Annotated in this window: 19 protein-coding genes; 7 read left to right on the top strand and 12 right to left on the bottom strand. The window is 41.2% G+C overall.

Annotation, left to right across the window (positions count from 1 at the left end):
• Positions 1 to 49: 49 nt before the first annotated feature.
• The 6 genes from amrS to DSBG_RS05395 all read right to left on the bottom strand — a co-directional run bounded on the left by amrS (position 50) and on the right by DSBG_RS05395 (position 8,271).
• Positions 50 to 1,060: an AmmeMemoRadiSam system radical SAM enzyme gene (gene amrS / locus DSBG_RS05420; protein ID WP_068963174.1), complete on the bottom strand. Its 1,011-nt coding sequence runs from the start codon at positions 1,058 to 1,060 to the stop codon at positions 50 to 52.
• On the bottom strand, positions 1,053 to 2,315 hold the full coding sequence (gene amrA / locus DSBG_RS05415) for an AmmeMemoRadiSam system protein A (protein ID WP_068963173.1): 1,263 nt from the start codon (positions 2,313 to 2,315) through the stop codon (positions 1,053 to 1,055). The genes amrS and amrA overlap by 8 nt, the downstream gene beginning before the upstream one ends.
• 166 nt (positions 2,316 to 2,481) lie before the next feature.
• A complete protein-coding gene (gene pdxS, locus DSBG_RS05410) occupies positions 2,482 to 3,366 on the bottom strand; it encodes a pyridoxal 5'-phosphate synthase lyase subunit PdxS (protein ID WP_068963172.1) in 885 nt (294 codons plus the stop codon).
• A 149-nt stretch (positions 3,367 to 3,515) separates the two neighbouring features.
• Positions 3,516 to 4,898 carry a tryptophanase gene (locus tag DSBG_RS05405; RefSeq protein WP_068963171.1) on the bottom strand — a complete coding sequence of 461 codons (1,383 nt, stop codon included), beginning with the start codon at positions 4,896 to 4,898 and terminating at the stop codon, positions 3,516 to 3,518.
• A 179-nt stretch (positions 4,899 to 5,077) separates the two neighbouring features.
• Positions 5,078 to 6,448 carry an amino acid permease gene (locus tag DSBG_RS05400; protein WP_068963170.1) on the bottom strand — a complete coding sequence of 457 codons (1,371 nt, stop codon included), beginning with the start codon at positions 6,446 to 6,448 and terminating at the stop codon, positions 5,078 to 5,080.
• Between the two features lie 221 nt (positions 6,449 to 6,669).
• On the bottom strand, positions 6,670 to 8,271 hold the full coding sequence (locus DSBG_RS05395) for a sigma 54-interacting transcriptional regulator (RefSeq protein ID WP_068963169.1): 1,602 nt from the start codon (positions 8,269 to 8,271) through the stop codon (positions 6,670 to 6,672).
• Between the two features lie 284 nt (positions 8,272 to 8,555).
• Between DSBG_RS05395 and DSBG_RS05390 the strand changes: the two genes are divergently transcribed.
• Positions 8,556 to 8,936 carry a RidA family protein gene (locus DSBG_RS05390; RefSeq protein WP_068963168.1) on the top strand — a complete coding sequence of 127 codons (381 nt, stop codon included), beginning with the start codon at positions 8,556 to 8,558 and terminating at the stop codon, positions 8,934 to 8,936.
• Positions 8,937 to 9,347: 411 nt separating this feature from the next.
• On the top strand, positions 9,348 to 10,673 hold the full coding sequence (locus tag DSBG_RS05385) for an MFS transporter (RefSeq protein WP_068963167.1): 1,326 nt from the start codon (positions 9,348 to 9,350) through the stop codon (positions 10,671 to 10,673).
• Between the two features lie 33 nt (positions 10,674 to 10,706).
• On the opposite strand, the gene DSBG_RS22885 is transcribed toward DSBG_RS05385, so the two are convergent.
• Positions 10,707 to 10,877 (bottom strand): hypothetical protein, encoded by a 171-nt coding sequence (locus DSBG_RS22885; RefSeq protein WP_176716178.1) that lies wholly within the window; start codon positions 10,875 to 10,877, stop codon positions 10,707 to 10,709.
• A 224-nt stretch (positions 10,878 to 11,101) separates the two neighbouring features.
• On the opposite strand from DSBG_RS22885, the gene DSBG_RS05380 reads away from it, so the two are divergent.
• Entirely contained in the window at positions 11,102 to 11,590 is a 489-nt protein-coding gene (locus DSBG_RS05380) for a hypothetical protein (protein WP_068963166.1), read from the top strand.
• A 388-nt stretch (positions 11,591 to 11,978) separates the two neighbouring features.
• Positions 11,979 to 12,497 (top strand): ferritin, encoded by a 519-nt coding sequence (locus DSBG_RS05375; RefSeq protein WP_068963165.1) that lies wholly within the window; start codon positions 11,979 to 11,981, stop codon positions 12,495 to 12,497.
• A gap of 152 nt (positions 12,498 to 12,649) precedes the next feature.
• On the opposite strand, the gene DSBG_RS05370 is transcribed toward DSBG_RS05375, so the two are convergent.
• Entirely contained in the window at positions 12,650 to 12,859 is a 210-nt protein-coding gene (locus DSBG_RS05370; RefSeq protein ID WP_009614919.1) for a DUF1657 domain-containing protein, read from the bottom strand.
• A gap of 268 nt (positions 12,860 to 13,127) precedes the next feature.
• Between DSBG_RS05370 and DSBG_RS05365 the strand changes: the two genes are divergently transcribed.
• On the top strand, positions 13,128 to 13,391 hold the full coding sequence (locus tag DSBG_RS05365) for a hypothetical protein (protein WP_068963164.1): 264 nt from the start codon (positions 13,128 to 13,130) through the stop codon (positions 13,389 to 13,391).
• A 95-nt stretch (positions 13,392 to 13,486) separates the two neighbouring features.
• On the opposite strand, the gene DSBG_RS05360 is transcribed toward DSBG_RS05365, so the two are convergent.
• Positions 13,487 to 13,819 (bottom strand): ArsR/SmtB family transcription factor, encoded by a 333-nt coding sequence (locus tag DSBG_RS05360; RefSeq protein ID WP_068963163.1) that lies wholly within the window; start codon positions 13,817 to 13,819, stop codon positions 13,487 to 13,489.
• Positions 13,820 to 14,310: 491 nt separating this feature from the next.
• Between DSBG_RS05360 and DSBG_RS05355 the strand changes: the two genes are divergently transcribed.
• Together DSBG_RS05355 and DSBG_RS05350 are read left to right on the top strand one after the other, a co-directional pair.
• Positions 14,311 to 15,486 carry an MFS transporter gene (locus DSBG_RS05355; protein ID WP_068963162.1) on the top strand — a complete coding sequence of 392 codons (1,176 nt, stop codon included), beginning with the start codon at positions 14,311 to 14,313 and terminating at the stop codon, positions 15,484 to 15,486.
• Positions 15,487 to 15,544: 58 nt separating this feature from the next.
• Positions 15,545 to 15,811, top strand: a complete 267-nt coding sequence (locus DSBG_RS05350) for a putative Se/S carrier protein (protein ID WP_068963161.1) — start codon at positions 15,545 to 15,547, stop codon at positions 15,809 to 15,811.
• A 79-nt stretch (positions 15,812 to 15,890) separates the two neighbouring features.
• Here the strand turns inward: DSBG_RS05350 and DSBG_RS05345 are convergent, their stop codons facing one another.
• The 3 genes from DSBG_RS05345 to DSBG_RS05335 all read right to left on the bottom strand — a co-directional run bounded on the left by DSBG_RS05345 (position 15,891) and on the right by DSBG_RS05335 (position 17,648).
• Positions 15,891 to 16,148: an ArsR/SmtB family transcription factor gene (locus DSBG_RS05345; RefSeq protein WP_242877411.1), complete on the bottom strand. Its 258-nt coding sequence runs from the start codon at positions 16,146 to 16,148 to the stop codon at positions 15,891 to 15,893.
• Between the two features lie 27 nt (positions 16,149 to 16,175).
• The gene (locus DSBG_RS05340) at positions 16,176 to 16,784 is read right to left on the bottom strand and encodes an FmdE family protein (protein WP_068963159.1); all 609 of its coding nucleotides are present in this window, start codon (positions 16,782 to 16,784) and stop codon (positions 16,176 to 16,178) included.
• 105 nt (positions 16,785 to 16,889) lie between these two features.
• Positions 16,890 to 17,648, bottom strand: a complete 759-nt coding sequence (locus DSBG_RS05335) for a sulfite exporter TauE/SafE family protein (RefSeq protein ID WP_083236734.1) — start codon at positions 17,646 to 17,648, stop codon at positions 16,890 to 16,892.
• Positions 17,649 to 17,723: the final 75 nt, after the last annotated feature.

Genomic DNA, 17,723 nt, shown 5'->3' with positions numbered 1-17,723 from the left:
TAAAACTCTGCAAGCGAGAGTGGTAGTCCAAGACTACTCTCGCTTTTATCTACTGACCATTTAGAGGTAATACCGCGTTCATCCCAACCCCAAAAATACTCTCCCCACATTTCGGACAACGCCCTCGCTCCAGACGATTCACCAGCACTGGTTCCCGCCGAATCACAGCTTCTCCGCACTGAGGACAAAACGTCGTATCCCCGCCGCTAACATTCCCCAAATATACATAAGGAAGCCACTCTTTGCCAATATTCCATAATCGTTCTAAGGTCTGTCGATCCGTCGACGGTACCACTAAACGATAGGCCGGGTGATAACGACTCAAATGCCAGGCCAGTGGAACATTGAGCTGATGTAGCCAACGAGCCAACCCAGTGAGTTCTTTCGGGTCGTCATTGGCCCCTGGAATAACGAGAGTTGTTATCTCTAAATGAACACGCCCTGCTAATCGCTCTACATTGTCTAAAACCCAAGCCAGTTTTCCTCCACAATAGTGTTGATAAAACTCCTCCGAAAACGCTTTAATATCAATATTGACTGCATCTAGCCACGGAATCAACTCCTCGAGAAAACGCGGCGAAATTGTTCCGTTGCTAACTAAAACCACCTTTCCCCCTTGAGCTCGTACTAGAGGAGCAGTATCCCTGATCATCTCAAACCACACGCTCGGCTCTGAATAAGTAAAACACAGCCCCAACGATTTACGCTCCTGTCCGGTCAGCTCTGCAAGCTCGGCAGGCGTTACTTTTCTTCCCACTTGGTGTTTTTGGGATATCTCATGATTTTGACAAAACGAACAGCTTAGGTTACAGCCAAATCCTCCGACGGAAAAAATCCAAGAACCAGGATAAAAGTGATAAAGAGGCTTCTTTTCTATTGGGTCTAAATTCCAGGCTGCAACTTCACCATAGGTTCGAGATACGACCTTTCCCTCGCGATTTTCCCGTGCATGACACCGCCCTGACTGCCCAGGCTTTAATTGACAATGCTGGGGACATACCAGACAACTCGCACTATGTAATTCTTTGCCTAGATTACTCTCTTTGCTTAGATTATTCATAATACTGCTTGACCTCAAAACGCCAAAGCTCCACTGATTCCTCTGGCAAGATTCCCGCTTTTTGTTTGGCAATACTGACTTGCTCAGCGATGGTATCTACACCTTCTAAATGAGGGAGCAAAAGCCCAGTTTTCCTTCCTCGACGAACAACGACTCCATACCGCCAGGGATCTAAATCGTCTGTACCCCCGATTTTCTCCAGTTCCCCCAGCACATCAACAGTGATACTCAAGGTATCCATTTCGTCTGCTTGAACTGGCCGAAAACGTGGGTCTTGTGTTCCCGCAGCCAGTGCATTATGTTGAATTTCCAAAGCTAAATTTTCCTGCCAAGGCTCAGTCGTTCCAATACAGCCACGCAGTTGCCCGTTCTGCTTTAACGTTACAAAACATCCTCTCCGCACAGCAAACTCTGAAGAATCGGGAAAACTAGGTTGGCCAGGATCTTCATTATTCAAATACGCGCTTAGGCAATGCCTCGCCCAAAGGGGTAAGGGGGATGAATGATACAGATCAGCCACCATATACCCTACACCAAATGGCCCCTCATAGGATAACACTTCTGGAGCTCCTTCTTTAGCCGCTAAGGCTAAGCGCAGGCTCCTGTACCCACATTCACCAGCTTTTTCGACTAGATCAACTGGTAAACTAGTGAGCTTTTTCGTGTCTCGCTGAAGACCTTTTACAATGGCCTGATCAAATTCCGGCCCCGCAGAATCAAATCCATACGGCCCGTCTTCTTTCAGGCGATGGGAGAGATCCCCGCTGGCAACAAGCGCATAGCGTCCCGGTAGCTTATCCACGATTTGACCTATACGTAAGCCATATTCTTCTGGTCGCTCCAAGGGCATCCCTAAAAGGACAACCTTCCCACTCCAACCTGCCTTTTGTATAAAATAGAGTGGTACTAAGGCACCGTGATCAATAGGTCCCTCTGTCGGAACAATTCCCGACAACTCTTTCTGAAATTGGGCAAGCACTGTAGCGTCGCATTTAAATGAAAAGCTTAGCTGTGCAGCTCCAAATTGAGCGAAATTTCCTCGGACAACCTCCTCTATTGAAAGTGTAATCCCATCCTTTGTGAGCGGTGCATGAGGAGAGATCAGAATCACTGTCTCAACCTCCGCTCGAACTAGACGTCCGGAAATCTCTCGGTAGGCGTCTAAACTTGCCTGGCATTTACGCTCTTCTCCCTTTCCGATCTCCGGGACGAGGATAGGTGGATGTGGAACAAATACTGTATAAACCAAGCCCATAAGCTAGCACTCCCTTTTCACTCAGTAGCTAAGATCGCCTTAATATAATAGCTAGTTTCTCAATTTTCCGAGTGTGTATACTGAAATTTGATGAAAATAAAAAGCCGGTGATAAATCAACCAAGTTAATTTATCACCAGCTATAACTATAATATAATCCTAGACAATTACCAGCCGCGGTCTTGCATGCGCTCTGATTTCAGTAGTGTTGATATTTCAAGCCCAGACATCGATTCTCCCAAGTCCTTTGATATCTCAGCTAAAATCTGACTGTCACGATAATGAGTGGTTGCAGCAACAATCGCTTTAGCACGTGCAGTAGGATTCTTTGACTTAAAGATGCCCGATCCCACAAAGACTCCATCACACCCCAGTTGCATCATCAAAGCTGCATCTGCAGGGGTTGCAATTCCCCCGGCCGCGAAATTAACGACCGGTAATCTTCCAAGTTCTGCGATTTGTACGACTAAGTCATAAGGTGCACCCATATTTTTAGCAGCCGTCATTAGTTCTTCCTTCGGTAGGTTTTGGAGAAGACGAATTTCACTCATGACTTTTCTCATATGCCGAACGGCTTCCACAACATTACCCGTTCCGGGTTCCCCTTTTGTCCTGATCATAGCTGCCCCTTCGCCGATCCGGCGAAGCGCTTCTCCTAGATTCCGTGCTCCGCACACGAACGGAACTTTAAAATCATGCTTATAAATATGGAATTCCTCATCAGCCGGTGTGAGGACTTCACTTTCATCAATATAATCTGCTCCCAATGCTTCTAGAATCTGGGCCTCGACCATGTGCCCAATCCGCGCTTTAGCCATTACCGGGATCGTAACCGACTCCATAATCCGCAGAATAATAGATGGATCAGCCATTCTGGCAACCCCACCATCCGCACGAATATCCGAAGGCACCCTTTCTAAGGCCATAACAGCACAGGCGCCCGCTTCTTCTGCAATCTTGGCCTGTTCAGGAGTCGTTACGTCCATGATGACTCCACCCTTAAGCATTTCGGCCAAACCTCTTTTCAAGGCCCAAGTACCCATTTCCGACATTCTTACTCCTCCTAAATCATTCATTGGCAGTATTAGAAAACCCGATCAGGTTTGAAAACCAGTCGGGTCCTGAACAATGCACTAGCGCAGTAAACCTTCACTGCGCTAGTGCCTAAAGTTTCTTACTCGTACTTTTCAGGTTTTAAAACTTAACCATCGATAGGCTTGAGCTTGCAAAGGAAGTGACGGAGTACTTTGGGTTCATAAGTGAATTCTAGGCCTTTTATTTGGTCACGACGTTCCCAAATCGCTGCTAAGGCATCCACAACTACATCCATATGACGATCAGTATAGACACGACGCGGAATGGTCAAACGCATGAAATCCACGCCAGCTTTCTTTTGAATTCCGGTCTCAGGATCGCGTCCCAGTAATAAAGAACCTACTTCAACCGGACGGACGCCCGCCTCAAGATATAGTTCGTTACTGAGGGCTTGAGCTGGAAATTGTTCTGCGGGAATATGAGGAAGAAACTTTCCAGCATCCACGAAAACGGCATGTCCACCGACAGGCCATTGGATAGGGATACCAAGCTTACGAAGCTCATCGCCTAGGTATTCCACTTGTCCAATTCGGCTTTCGAGATAATCAACATCCAGTCCTTCGTACAATCCAACCGCTAAGCATTCCATATCTCGACCAGAGAGCCCACCGTAAGTTACAAAGCCTTCCATAGGTACACAGCTCGTACATGCATTCTGGTACAATTCTTCTTCAATCTTAATACCAATTAAACCACCCATGTTGACAATAGCATCTTTCTTCGCACTCATCGTGAAGTAGTCACCCATGTCATACATTTCTTTGACAATCTCTTGAATGCTCTTATTTTCATACCCTGGTTCACGTTTCTTAATAAAATAGGCATTCTCGGCAAAACGAGCGGAGTCAATGTCGATCTTCAAGGAGTATTTATCTGCAATTTTCCGAACCCCTCGGAAATTTTCCATAGAAACTGGTTGTCCACCCGATGAGTTACAGGTTACTGTCACAATAATGAAGGCAATGTTTTTAGGACCTTTTTCAACGATGAAATTCTCGAGTTTTTCCAGATCAAAGTTACCTTTAAATGGATGCTCCTTTTGTGTATCGAAAGCATCTTCAATAACGAGGTTGACTGCAACCATACCATTCATCTCAATATGAGCCATAGTCGTATCGAAATGCATATTTCCAAGCACAAATTGCCCGTTGTGTTTTTTCAAATGGGGAAAGAGAACTTGTTCCGCCCCACGACCTTGGTGTGTCGGAATCACATAGTCATACCCGAAAATCCCTTTTACCGCATCTTTCACTTTAAAGAAGGATTTACTTCCAGCATAAGACTCATCTCCAAGCATCAATGCGGACCACTGTTTGTCACTCATAGCACCAGTACCGCTGTCTGTGAGAAGATCAATATACACGTCTTCCGCTTTTAACAGAAAGGGATTATACCCAGCTTCTTGAAGCTTTATCAGACGCTCTTCACGAGAAATCATGCGCATGGATTCCACCATTTTAATGCGATAAGGTTCTGCTTTTCTAGCCATTATAAAGTTCCTCCCTTTATTCCAGATAATTTTGGATCTATGATTATTGTATTGCAAGTTGCGTGCCACCGTTGGAAGGGATCAAAATTACCTATACTAGCCACTTCCAACGATGACAACCTATAAATTGATAAGAATAGTTGTCAATTTTTCTTATGGGTGGAAATAAAACTTATCAATCAAGTGATTCCCTTATTCCCCATTGTCTTTTTGATTTTAAAACCAACCCAGAGAATGAATAACCATAAAGGAAGAATGTAGACTGCCAGTTTCATATCCTTCATCGTTGTCATCAAAACCACAATCATTAATAGGAAGGCTAAAGCAACATAATTGCTGTACGGGTGTAGAGGGGTTTTGAACTCTAGTTTATCGGCATCTTTCCCTTTAGACTTGCGGAATCTAAGGTTTATAATAATGATCATAGTCCAGTTAATGATTGCTGCAATAATGGCTATAGAAATCAAGTACATAAAGACTTTACCGGGGACTAAATAGTTCAGAACGACTGCCACCAGCGTTAGAGCGGATGAGGCTAAAACTCCTGCAACAGGAATGCCTCTTTTATTCAGTTTACCAAAAAACCTAGGTGCGTTACCTTGATGGGCCAAGCTATAAAGCATCCGGCCATTACTGTAAATACCACTGTTATAGACTGAAAGAGCAGCCGTCAGAACAACAACATTTAAGATAGTTGCTGCGGCAGGGATTCCCATCTTCGAGAAGATTTGAACAAATGGACTCCCATCCAGCCCTACCTTATTCCATGGAAAGATAATCATCATGACAGATAAGGCCCCAACATAGAAGATTAGGATACGCCACATGACTTGGTTAATGGCTCTCGGAATCGTTTTTTTCGGGTTCTCCGCTTCTCCAGCCGTGATCCCGATTAGTTCAATTCCTCCAAAACTAAACATAACGACAACCAGGGAAAGGACTAATCCCCCCACTCCGTTTGGCAGAAACCCCCCTTGTATCCAAAGGTTGCTAAATCCAGTAGCTTGTCCGTTAATTCCCGTGAAGATTAACATTATTCCAAATATGATCATCCCTAGAATGGCAACAACTTTAATAATGGCAAACCAGAATTCAAATTCTCCATACATTTTAACGCTTACTAAGTTTGCCATTGTAATAAGAATTAAAAATATCAGAGCGGATAACCACTGCGGAAACGTTGGAAACCAATAGTTGATGTAAATACCCACGGCTGTCAATTCTGCCATGCTGACGATAATGTAGTTAAACCAGTAATTCCAACCGGAGAGGAAACCGGGAAACTCGCCCCAATACTTGTACGCATAGTGGCTAAAGGAACCTGAAACAGGTTCATCCACAGACATTTCGCCTAGCATTCTCATAATAAAGAAGATAACTAAGCCCCCGATGAGATAGGACAGCGTGATACTGGGTCCTGCTAATCGAATGGTTTCCGCTGATCCATAGAACAGCCCGGTTCCGATAGCTCCGCCTAAGGCGATCATTTGGATATGCCGGTTCTTCAACCCTCTTTGCATACCACTTTCATTTTGTTCCTGAATGCTCATAACATTGCCCCTTTCTGCTTTTCCCTGATGATAGTTTAGAAATCAAGGCACAACTAAATAGTTGCAATTTTCATGCCATTACCTCAATGCATACCTTAAAAGGTTTTGCCTTTATTTCAGACCCAATTACTTGGGATTGATAAGAAAAAGTGACAACTATTATTATCAGTGATAAAAATACTTGTCACTTTATTGCCAAATTAATCATTTCCTATCATTTCCTAATCAATTCCGTAACTTTTCATTTTGTTTAAAATTGTTGTATTGGAAACTCCAAGGATCTTCCCAGCTTTTCTCGAAGATGAATGAGTTTCCAGAACCCGTATGAGAACTTGTTTTTCAACGTCACTCACAATCTCCTTTAAGCTAGGCCATTCTTTATCTACAGGAATCTGTATTTGAAAATTCCCCTCTTCACACTCTGCAGTGTGTGGAATAGAAACTAAATCGGTCCATTCATAAAAAAGTTGAGGTTTAATCTCAGCGGAATCCATGACATTGATAATGCGCTCAAGGGTGTTTTCGAGTTGTCGTACATTTCCTGGCCAAGGTTGGTTCATCACCAAGTCACTACTCTCTTTTGTTAAATGAATTTCTGCTTTTCCAAGCTTGCTGGATATCTTTCGAATTAGATGCTGGGCAATCAGGGGAATATCCTCACGACGTTCTCGAAGAGCGGGGATCCGAAGTGGGATAACATTTAAGCGATAATAAAGGTCTTCACGAAATTCACCCTTTTGGATCATTTCTTCCAAATTACGATGTGTCGCAGCAACAATTCGAACATCTACCGAAAGTTCCTTAGCACCTCCAACCCGGCGAATCATACCTTCTTGCAAAACACGAAGCAACCGAACCTGAACCTGCGTTGGAATTTCTCCAATTTCATCTAAGAAGATTGTTCCATGTTCTGCTTGTTCAAAAAGTCCCTTTTTCCCCCCTTTTGTTGCCCCTGTAAACGAGCCTTCTTCATAGCCAAAGAGTTCGCTTTCCAGCAAGCTATCCGGTAAGGCCGCGCAATTGATCGCAATAAAAGGAGCTTGGGCCCGCAAACTTTCCATATGAATCGCTCGCGCAAACAGTTCTTTACCAGTTCCACTTTCTCCACGTAATAAGACCGTTGAGTTTCCTTTAGCAACCATTTTTGCGGTTTCGATAACATAGCGCATCTTCGCACTGTGATAAATAATCCCCTCAAACGACATTAATTGTTTTTTTCGGTCTACTTTCGAAATAATCTCTTCTACTTGACGAAAATCTTTCATGGTGGCAACCGCTCCAATGACCTGACCTTTCGCATTGAGCACCGGAACACCTGTCGTCAAAAAATGAATGGCCTTATTTCCCTTTTTAAATTCCCTTTCCTCGAGCCGATAAGGCAACCCAGTCTTAAGGGTTTCTAGAATAGGAGCATTCTCTTGAAACAGTTCCTCAGCTTTTGACCCGATCACCTCTTCAGATGAACAGTGAAAGATATTACAGGCCACTTCATTAATTTGAATGATTTTTCCTGTTTTATTAACGGCCACAATCCCCTCGCTGACAGAGTTCAAAATTGTCCTTAACTCATGTTCTCTCTCTTCGTACGGCATCTGATCGCGCGGTTTTACAGAATGAACCCCTTTAACCGCTTCCAAATCCCTTATTAATCGTTGAATTTGATCAACTGAAGTACAACGGAATTTAATAAACATGCCTTGAGCTGGAATGACTTCCATCCCAATCTTATCCACCCTATTTTTTTCGCATCTCTCAAAAATCTCCATCCCCAAACCTAAGCGGTCTTCAAAATCAATTTGAATCACACGTTCCAGAAATCCCATTGGCTACCTCCTCTAATCGACCTTGTTCATGGGGAAAAACGTCAAATAATATCGAATTAGACAATAAATTATATCATACGTTAAGTTCATATGGCGAGAAATGAGATAAACAATAAAAATTGTAAACCCCCTATACATTAATAATACTTGCCAAATCCGAGCAGAATACTCTTATACCCACTTTGAGTTCCAGTTTCTTACTTGGTTTGTCCACGCAAAATCAGTTATACTTATATTAACATGGCATGAAGATTGCATGACAAGCTTTAAGGAGGTAGATAGTCATGAATAAACAAACCGTTAATACACAAAACGCGCCTGCGGCCATTGGCCCTTATTCTCAAGGGGTTAAGATTGGAAATCTAATTTTCACATCTGGACAGCTCCCTCTGAATCCACAAAGTGGTGAATTGGTTGCTGATATTGAAGGCGCAACCAAACAATCCTTAGATAATGTCAAAGCGATTTTAGAATCTGCAGGCACCTCTATGGATAAAATTGTTAAGACTGTGGTTTTTCTAAGAGACATGAATGACTTTGCTGCAATGAACGCCGTATACGCCACCTATTTTCCAACTAATCCACCAGCCCGTTCTGCTGTACAAGTCGCTCGTTTGCCTAAGGACGCCATTCTTGAAATTGAAGCAATTGCTCTTGCTGAATAGGAATTTAAACGCACTTGGTTTTTCTCAAGGACGAAGAGAAAGGGGTTCCGCCGGAACCCCTTTCTCTTTCTTGTAAACTCCGTTTACTTTTGATTATTAACTTAGTCAAATTTCCCTTTAGCTATCTTCCTGATGCTTAAAACCATAATCGATTCTGTCGTTCTACATCCGTACGAACTCCTTTCAAACCATTTAGTTGTAGCTATTCAAACAACAATGTGAAACTTCAGGCGGTTATTGGCTATACTTTTGACTGTTAAAAACATCACAAAACTTTAAATATTTTGGGTTTCGCCCTCTATGACCTAAAGGTATTTACAATTAGTACACGAATAGGTATTATACGACAGAGACAAGTTAGAGTAGTAGATAAAACAGATCATGATTATACTTGTAGAAAGGACGGATAAAATGACCTTAACCGAACGCCTGGAAACATTACCCGTATCCAGGTTTCATTATCTCCTACTGATCACAGCTGGTTTAGGTTGGATGTTTGACTCTATGGACACTGGCATTATTTCCTTTGTTCTCCCCGTGTTAATGAAGGCCTGGAAGCTCAGTCCGGAGCAAGTCGGCACAATCGGCAGTATTGGACTTGTCGGTATGGCAATCGGAGCTATTCTTTCAGGGACGATGGCTGATCTTTTTGGCCGCAAAAAGGTTTTTGCTTCTACGCTCGTCCTTTATAGCTTCGCGACCGGATTATGCGGGCTGTCCTGGAACTATGAATCACTCTTGATCTTTCGTTTTTTGGTTGGATTCGGCTTAGGCGGCCAACTCCCTGTTGCCGTAACATTAATGAGCGAGTTCTCTCCCGCTAAACACCGTGGTAAATTTCTTGTTCTACTTGAAAGTTTCTGGGCGATAGGTTGGTTACTAGCTGCTCTAATCTCTTACATAATCATTCCTCGCTTTGGTTGGCAGGCCGCATTCTATATCGGTGCCTTACCAGCTCTCTATATTTTTTATCTTTGGCGTTCTATTCCCGAATCGCCTCGATATTTAGCGTCCAAGGGTGACTTCACTCAAGCAGAGGCCATTGTGAAACTTATCGAAGCAGAAGCCGGAGTACGTCGGACTACAACTGAACTCATTACAAAGTCTATTTCTCCGAATCCGCCTGGAATGGCGGTTAAAGAACTCTTTTCTAACAGATTTATAAGACGTACAATCTTTCTCTGGATTCTCTGGTTCGGCGTGGTCTACTCATATTACGGAATCTTCACTTGGCTTCCTTCTCTACTCGCCCTGAAGGGATTCTCTCTAACCAAGAGTTTCCAATACGTCATGACGATGACGCTGGCTCAAATACCTGGATATTTCAGTGCTGCGTATTTTGTAGACAAGATCGGTCGTAAACCAACGTTAACTGCCTATCTTATTGGCACGGGAATTTCAGCTTATTTCTTTGGTCAAACCACAGATGTTCAAACCATTCTGCTGATGGGATCATTGATGTCCTTCTTTAACCTTGGAGCATGGGGAATTGTCTATACCTACACTCCTGAGCTTTATCCGACACATGCCCGGGCAACTGGTTCCGGCTGGGCCGCTGGGTTTGGACGAATAGGTGGAATTATTGCCCCAGCTGTCGTCGGCTTAATGCTAGGGTCTTACCATTTATCCTCTCAATCTATTTTCCTCATGTTTGCAGGAGTATTACTTCTCGTCGCGTTAAATGTCATTATTCTTGGCGAAGAAACAAAAGGCCAGCCAATGGATGAAAGCTGTTGAACTTCGTTCAACAGCTTTCTTGTTCCTTAAGAGTTATCCTCGTTTTCTTAGAAAACCAATAGGATTTTGTTGGATTCTTTGCTCAAAATCGGCCTGAGAATTAATTCCCTTCTTTTGCATGAAACGGTTTAGACCGTTCGGAACAGCTTGGTTTTGACCTTGGGTGGGAACATTTCCTTGATTCCTGAGAAAATTCAGAGCCATTCAAAACACCTCCATAATTCCAATATATTCCACAAATTACCTTGGCGTCCCAAATAATTCAATTTTTTATTTTTATTAAAAATAATTTATAGAAATTGATTTCTAATCCGAGAGTCATAGTTAGTTCTTAAATTATGGAACATTATGGAATTCAATGCATACCGTGTTAGCATAAGAATCCTAAACCAAATGATTCTCACATTTAAAATAAAGGGGGCCTACCCATGACATCGTTGATGGGGCAACAGGGTTATTTCCCAAATCGCCAGAACAGGTTCTCCCCTATTCATCGACAGGGAACTAACAACGTTCAAAGTCCTGGACAATCACCCGTTGCACAACAAATTCAATATACACCAGCGACCCAACCGACCGTTATACCAATAACCCAACCCACTTCTTCCATTCAAAAGCAAGTTCCTCTATTGGAAAAACATCCCCCATCTTCTGTTTCTGCATCTTCTAATCTCTGGCAACAGCAAGCAGGAATCCTTCTGAAACAATACGGCCCTTCAATCATGAGACAATTTGGTCCTCCCCTGGCCCGCAAAGTGGGAATTCCCCTAGCCCAGCACGTCGGCCCTCCCTTAGCCCGCAAAGTAGGAATTCCCTTAGCCCAACGTGTTGGGACTCCTCTTCTGCGTAAAGTATTTATTCCTCTCGCTAAGCGAGCAGGATTTGCACTTATCCGACGAATAGGGCTTCCTTTTTAAAAACGCTTTTACGCTGAACAAAACTCTCAACCAAGATGTTTTAAGATCCGATCGCAATACTTTGAGTGACTCGTATAAAGAAAAAAGGCTGTTGACAGGTTACAATAAACCTATCAACAGTCTTTATGTTAGTGGTGATCATTCATTTCATGATAAAATGGGGTATTCTGTTCATCGGAAGATACTTCTCGAAAGATACTTCGGATTATTTAATCTAAATGCATAGTGATTACACTTTATGTTATAAACTTAACTTTTATCTATTTGATAAGTATTTTAATTATTTTTATAAAGATGTTATTATTTGCAGGAGCTTTGTGGAATAATGTAGAATACATATTTAAACGTTTAAAGGTTAATTATAAAAAAAGAGGTAGGTGGAAATACATTGCAAAATGAACAAATGATTAAAGCTATTAATGATCAAGTGAATAAAGAATTTTTCTCAGCCTATTTTTATCTTGCTATGCAGACTTATTTTTCATCTATGAATCTGGACGGATTTGCCAATTACTTTCGAGTTCAGGTTCAGGAAGAACGCGATCATGCCCTAGGATTTTTTAATTATTTGAACAAGATAGGCGGTAAGGTAACCTTAGCTGAGATCAAAGAACCTCAGAATGAGTTTTCCAGTCCTCAAGAAGTATTTGAACTCGCTTTAAAACATGAGCAATTCGTTACCAATTCTATCTATGAGCTCATGAATATCTCACGCGAAATCAAAGACCATACGACTGAAATTTTTCTTCAATGGTATATCACAGAACAAGTAGAAGAAGAGGAAAACATGGGTCGCGTGCTGAATAAGCTTAAACTTATAAATGGAGACGGGGCAGGACTCTTTATGATCGATAGTGAGCTCGCCCAACGCGTCTATGTCCCCGCAGTAATTCCTGGAGCGGTTTAATCTCACACTTATCATCACGTTATCTTCAAATTTTTTGATCCCCAGTTTCATAAAACGAAAGAGTTCTGTTGGCGTTATTACGAACGCTGACAGAACTCTTTTATCGTGCCATATAGTTGTCTTAACTATCTCCGCCTTACTACTTTCTCAGTTTAAGTGGTTTGTTGATTCATTGGATTACTTTGTTCAATATAAGCAAGACGGTTGTTGAGCATCGTGACATGACGCTGCGCATCTTTAGATAGTTCCTCGAACATTGCCTTGGCCGATTGGTCTTGAGTTGAAAGGGAAAACGTGGAATAAGTACCGAGAGCAGATTGGGCAGCAGCCACTGCTTTTTGTAAATCTGATTGAACTGTCATTGGAACCCCTCCTTATAAATTTGCCTTCTAACAAACTTAGTATTAGAGGCCATACTCTATTTTATTACAGGAAAATATCCCAATTCACTTAAGATAAATGTACATTCGAATCCCAAAACATATATACCCTTTACACAGAACGCTAGTTCTGATAAAGTATTCTTGTCAGTATGAACTGTACCCAACACCCTAACCGGCGGTGTAATCCAAGATAAAGACTACCTCATGATGTCATTTCAGCATTCTTAGAATTAAGGTGGGTAGTAGTATGCGAATTTTAATGCAACCGATCGAAATGGTTGCTTGGTTTACCCTTGAGGGAATCCCTCATCCTATACGATATAGGCTGACTTCTGATAATGCTTCCAACGTAGTGGTCAAAGTCGACCGAGTCGTAACACGTTCTGAAGAGAAACTCGCCGGAAATCGCATGTTTATTTTTCGTTGTCAAAGTGAAGTAGCTGGGCTTTTAAAGCTGTTCGAACTTAAATATGAGTTGAGCACATGCAAATGGTATTTGTATAAGGCGTGAATTATGGTTTCACTAGTATAAAAAAAATTTCCCGCCACACTGAACTTACAGTAGAGCAGGAATTTTTAAATATTTAGCTCTTTTTTCCAATCTTCCTAACGCTCGGTAAGATGCCTCATCAAAGCTTCCCCTTCTCTAAATTGCTGTGCAAGAATTTCTTGAACCTTCTCTAGGATTATCAATACTTCTGGATATTTAATACGATACAATACTTTCAAGCCAACTTTAGTTGATTCAATAAGATGCTGTTTGCGCAAAATGCTCAAGTGTTGAGATAAATTCGATTGTTCAATCCCAAATTCTTCTATAAACTCACAAACACATACTTCCTCTTCATTTTTTGCTAATCGTTCAAGAATACGTACCCGTGTAGGGTGCGCTAAGGCCTTAAAGAAATCACTTTTCATAGATATAATCTGTTCTTCCACATAAACCCCTCTAATCTATTTTTAATTATCAGCTTGCCCATAAAGAACCCATCGATAATATTATAATATCTCTATTATAATATATTTTTTAATTTAAATTCAACTAATCTCTTATTAACATTTTTAAAATCAAAAATAGCGACTGCATTATTTACGCTCAGTGGATTCTTGGTGGCTATTTTGCATTTATAAGGTTCAGCGCTGCTGTACAAAAATTTGGATCAATTTTTAGGGAAAACTCCACTTTAGTAGGCCCCCAATCCCCTTTGCAGACGGACCTACTGCGACACTGCAGAAAATCCTAAAGAGGTGCAAGTACTTTTAAAATTTTCCATAAAGCAGTTCAATTTACTCTATTTTTATAATATAATAAAATTATTATATTTAATCAAATTATACTAAATATACGCAAAGGAGGAAATAAAATATTCTTTAATAAGCACCAAATCATTCTAATAAGGTCATGTAATTAATTATTTTGGAGGGATAGTATGAATAAAAGAAGTATCCTCTTAATCCTTGGCCTGGCTGGATTTGTAGTCATGGCAGATAATTGGGTTGTTTCTCCTATCCTACCTTCTATATCAAAGGATATTGGAGTAAACCTTGCAAGTACTTCATTAATAATTTCAGCCTATATGATTCCGTTTGGATTGTTTCAACTTATTTTTGGCTACCTTGCCGACAAGTTCGGTAAAAGACAAGTTATAAGCTTCTCAATGGTTTTCTTTACTATTGCGACAGGTTTATGTGCACTCGGCACTGGTCTAACCGACCTTACTATCTACAGGGCCTTGACAGGCGTATTTGCAGCTTCAGTAATGCCGATATCGTTGGCGTTGATTGGCGATATATTCCCTTTAAATGAACGGCAAACAGCCATTGGGACCTTCCTAGGTATATCTTTTTTAGGACAAGGTTTAAGCATGGCCATCGGTGGTTCTATTGCCTTCTTTTTCAATTGGCGTGGTGTTTTTATGATTTATGCCATATTATCGGTAGTGGCAACCATTCTATTGCTAACCGTAGGAAGAAACATACCTTCAAGCAAAAACAAAGAGGGCAAAGTATTTGCCCCCTATTTAAACCTTTTAAGTAATCCTTCAAGTCTAAAAATTTATCTACTTGTATTATTTGAAGGTTTTTTTCTTTTAGGCTCATTTTCATTCCTTAGTGGATACATACAAAATATCTATGACTTTAATAACTTCCTAATCGGACTGATTATGTCAATTTTTGGAGTTATGTCTATTATTGGTGGACGTATTTCTGGGAAAATCTCTGCTAAAGTAGGACGCAAAAAGACAATTCTACTTGGACTTACTTTTGTGTTATTAGCCATGATAATAATCATAACCCTAGGCAACATTCTTGAAACTCTAATTTTCGGCATAGGTCTTTTTGGGTTAGGCCTCATGCTCGCCCATTCAACCTTCTTAACGATTGCTACCGAATTTGCGGCCAAAGCAAGGGGCGTCGCTATGTCACTTGTTGCCTTCTGTTTCATGGGGGGCGGGGGATTAGGCACTGCTTTCGGAAGTAGGATTGTAGGAAACAGTCGCTTTACTACACTGTTCATTCTCTATGGTATTGGCCTACTAATATTAATTGTCGCTATATCCATAATCAAAAAGAGTTTTATTATTGCAACAGCACAGCAAAAATAAGAGAAAGGATTCTCTTACTTTCACTCTTCTATATCTTAAGGAATAGGAGTCAATGCAAATGCTCTATCGTGAACTGATACAGTACCGTGCTCTAATTACCTTTGATTCTTTAACCCAGGCTATGGCTGCGGAGAAAGTCCTTAAAAAACTTGATTGTCCCTATGCTCTAATCCCGACTCCAAAAGCGATGCGTTCCGGGTGTAATAATGCCCTATGCTTTCCACTACAACGCAAAGACATTATTGAAGATTTATTAGATGCCAGTGTAGTGATTATGGGTGCATATGAAGCTACTGAAGATGGCTTTACCTCCTTAAATTGGTAGATATATATCGGATATTATCGCAACTCTCACAGCAAATTCTCCCTATTGTTTCAACCTAATTATTGAGTCTTAACCTAATTTAGGTTGGGCATCCTTTAGCACGCGCTAGCTTTTCCTCATCCTCTTTAACCTTTGGAAAAGTAGGAGAAAGCAAGTTAATCAGTGGATTTTCCAAATTAAGTGAATAATAAATCCATTGCCCGCCCCGACGCTCATTCACAAATCCAGTTTGACGAAGGCGCCTCATGTGTTGAGACACCCCCGGCTGGCTGATTTCCAATACTTCTGTCAAATCACAGACACATAACTCCCGCCTCAACAAAACTTCAGAATGCATGATAGATCTTGCTATGGATGATTCCGTCTACTTATTTTGTTTTTCCGCACAGGGAATACAGACTTTTTCGTTATTGACATTTTGTAATTTATGCACGAATACCCGTTCACCACACACCGCGCATAAGTCAGTATCAAATGTTCCTTTTGCCTTTTCGAAATGATAATTGAACACTGGACTGATAGCCAGAAATTCTTCTTCGGCCCGGTTCATAACCCCTTCTACTAGCGGATCAGTGATATTGGCGGTTATGTCCTGTGGCAGTACACCTTGTTTGCGTTGCAGTACAAAGGGTGACTGTAACATCTTTCCAAAAAATTCCGCCTTTAACTGAACGCGCACGGCTTTTTGCTGTTTAGTATCAATTAAGGTAAAGGCCATTTTACCCATATAGGTTTTCTTAATATTGCTTTTGCCATACGTGCAACCAGTAACAGTCATCAAGCCATCAACAAAACAGCCTGCGGCATGATCGTCGCCAGTCTCCACTACCATCACTAATTCCTTATCTTGGGAACGTTCTACACCAAGGGCGTTCATAGCCGCTGCTCCAGCCCTGAGGCCTAACGGCATGGCCGGGCACTTGTGTCCGTGAAATTGGATCCCTACGTCGAAATAATCTCTTGGATTAATCATAGTAAATATTACCTCCTTGTATTTTTTATATTTATTGAGCTCTGACCCAATAAAATATCTTTCAATAATATAGGCTGAAAAACACAACCATTGCCCTAAAATAGGCTAGATTAAACCTAAAATTATTTTGACTGCAACGACATATAAAACAATCCCGATAACCACTTTAAGTTGGCTGCTTTTCATTTTTGCATTCATTAAGCTTGATCCTAAAAGAGCTCCAAGGATCGAGGCGATAACTGAAAATCCTAACAACGTCCAATTCAATTGACCATTGGCTACTTTTAATTTCGCGAAAAAACCCACAAGAGAAGGGATTGCCACTACAAAAGAAGTTGTCCCCGAAGCTTTTTTAGGCTCCATACCAGAACCCACTAAAGTTGGCAATATGAAATTGCCTCCTCCGATTCCCAGTAATCCGCTTAAAAATCCTGCAAAAGCTCCAACAATACTTCCTAATGTAATATCTCTACGTATATTCGGGATACGATCTTTTTGCTTAGTTTTATAAAAGATCATCATGCTGGCAGCAAAAATTAAAAACGCAGTGAAAAACCACAATAAGCTATCTTTAGAAATAAATTGAGTAGCATAGGCTCCAAAGGGAGTTAATAATGCTGCAACTATGGTGATTGGAACTGCAATCTTAAAGTCAATAAGTTTATGTTTAGCATTCGTTGCAGCCGCAAAGGTCATACTTATACCATTAAGTAATAATGCAATAGCCGTAGCTTCGGGTAGAGCCACTCCCAACCATATATAGGCCGGAATAATAATAAATGCCGCACCAATACCCACCATAGCCAATAGAGTTGTCAAAATAAACACAATTATTGCAGCAACTATTGTCATTGTTAAGGTCATCCCAATCCACCCCTCTATAAATTGACTTAAGTTATGAGAACATTCACACCCCCTTATTTAATTATATAATTATTA

The sequence above is a fragment of the Desulfosporosinus cupriresistens genome, from assembly GCF_001707885.1.
In the GTDB taxonomy this organism is placed as follows: domain Bacteria; phylum Bacillota; class Desulfitobacteriia; order Desulfitobacteriales; family Desulfitobacteriaceae; genus Desulfosporosinus.
This window is presented reverse-complemented; position numbering and strand designations above follow the sequence as displayed.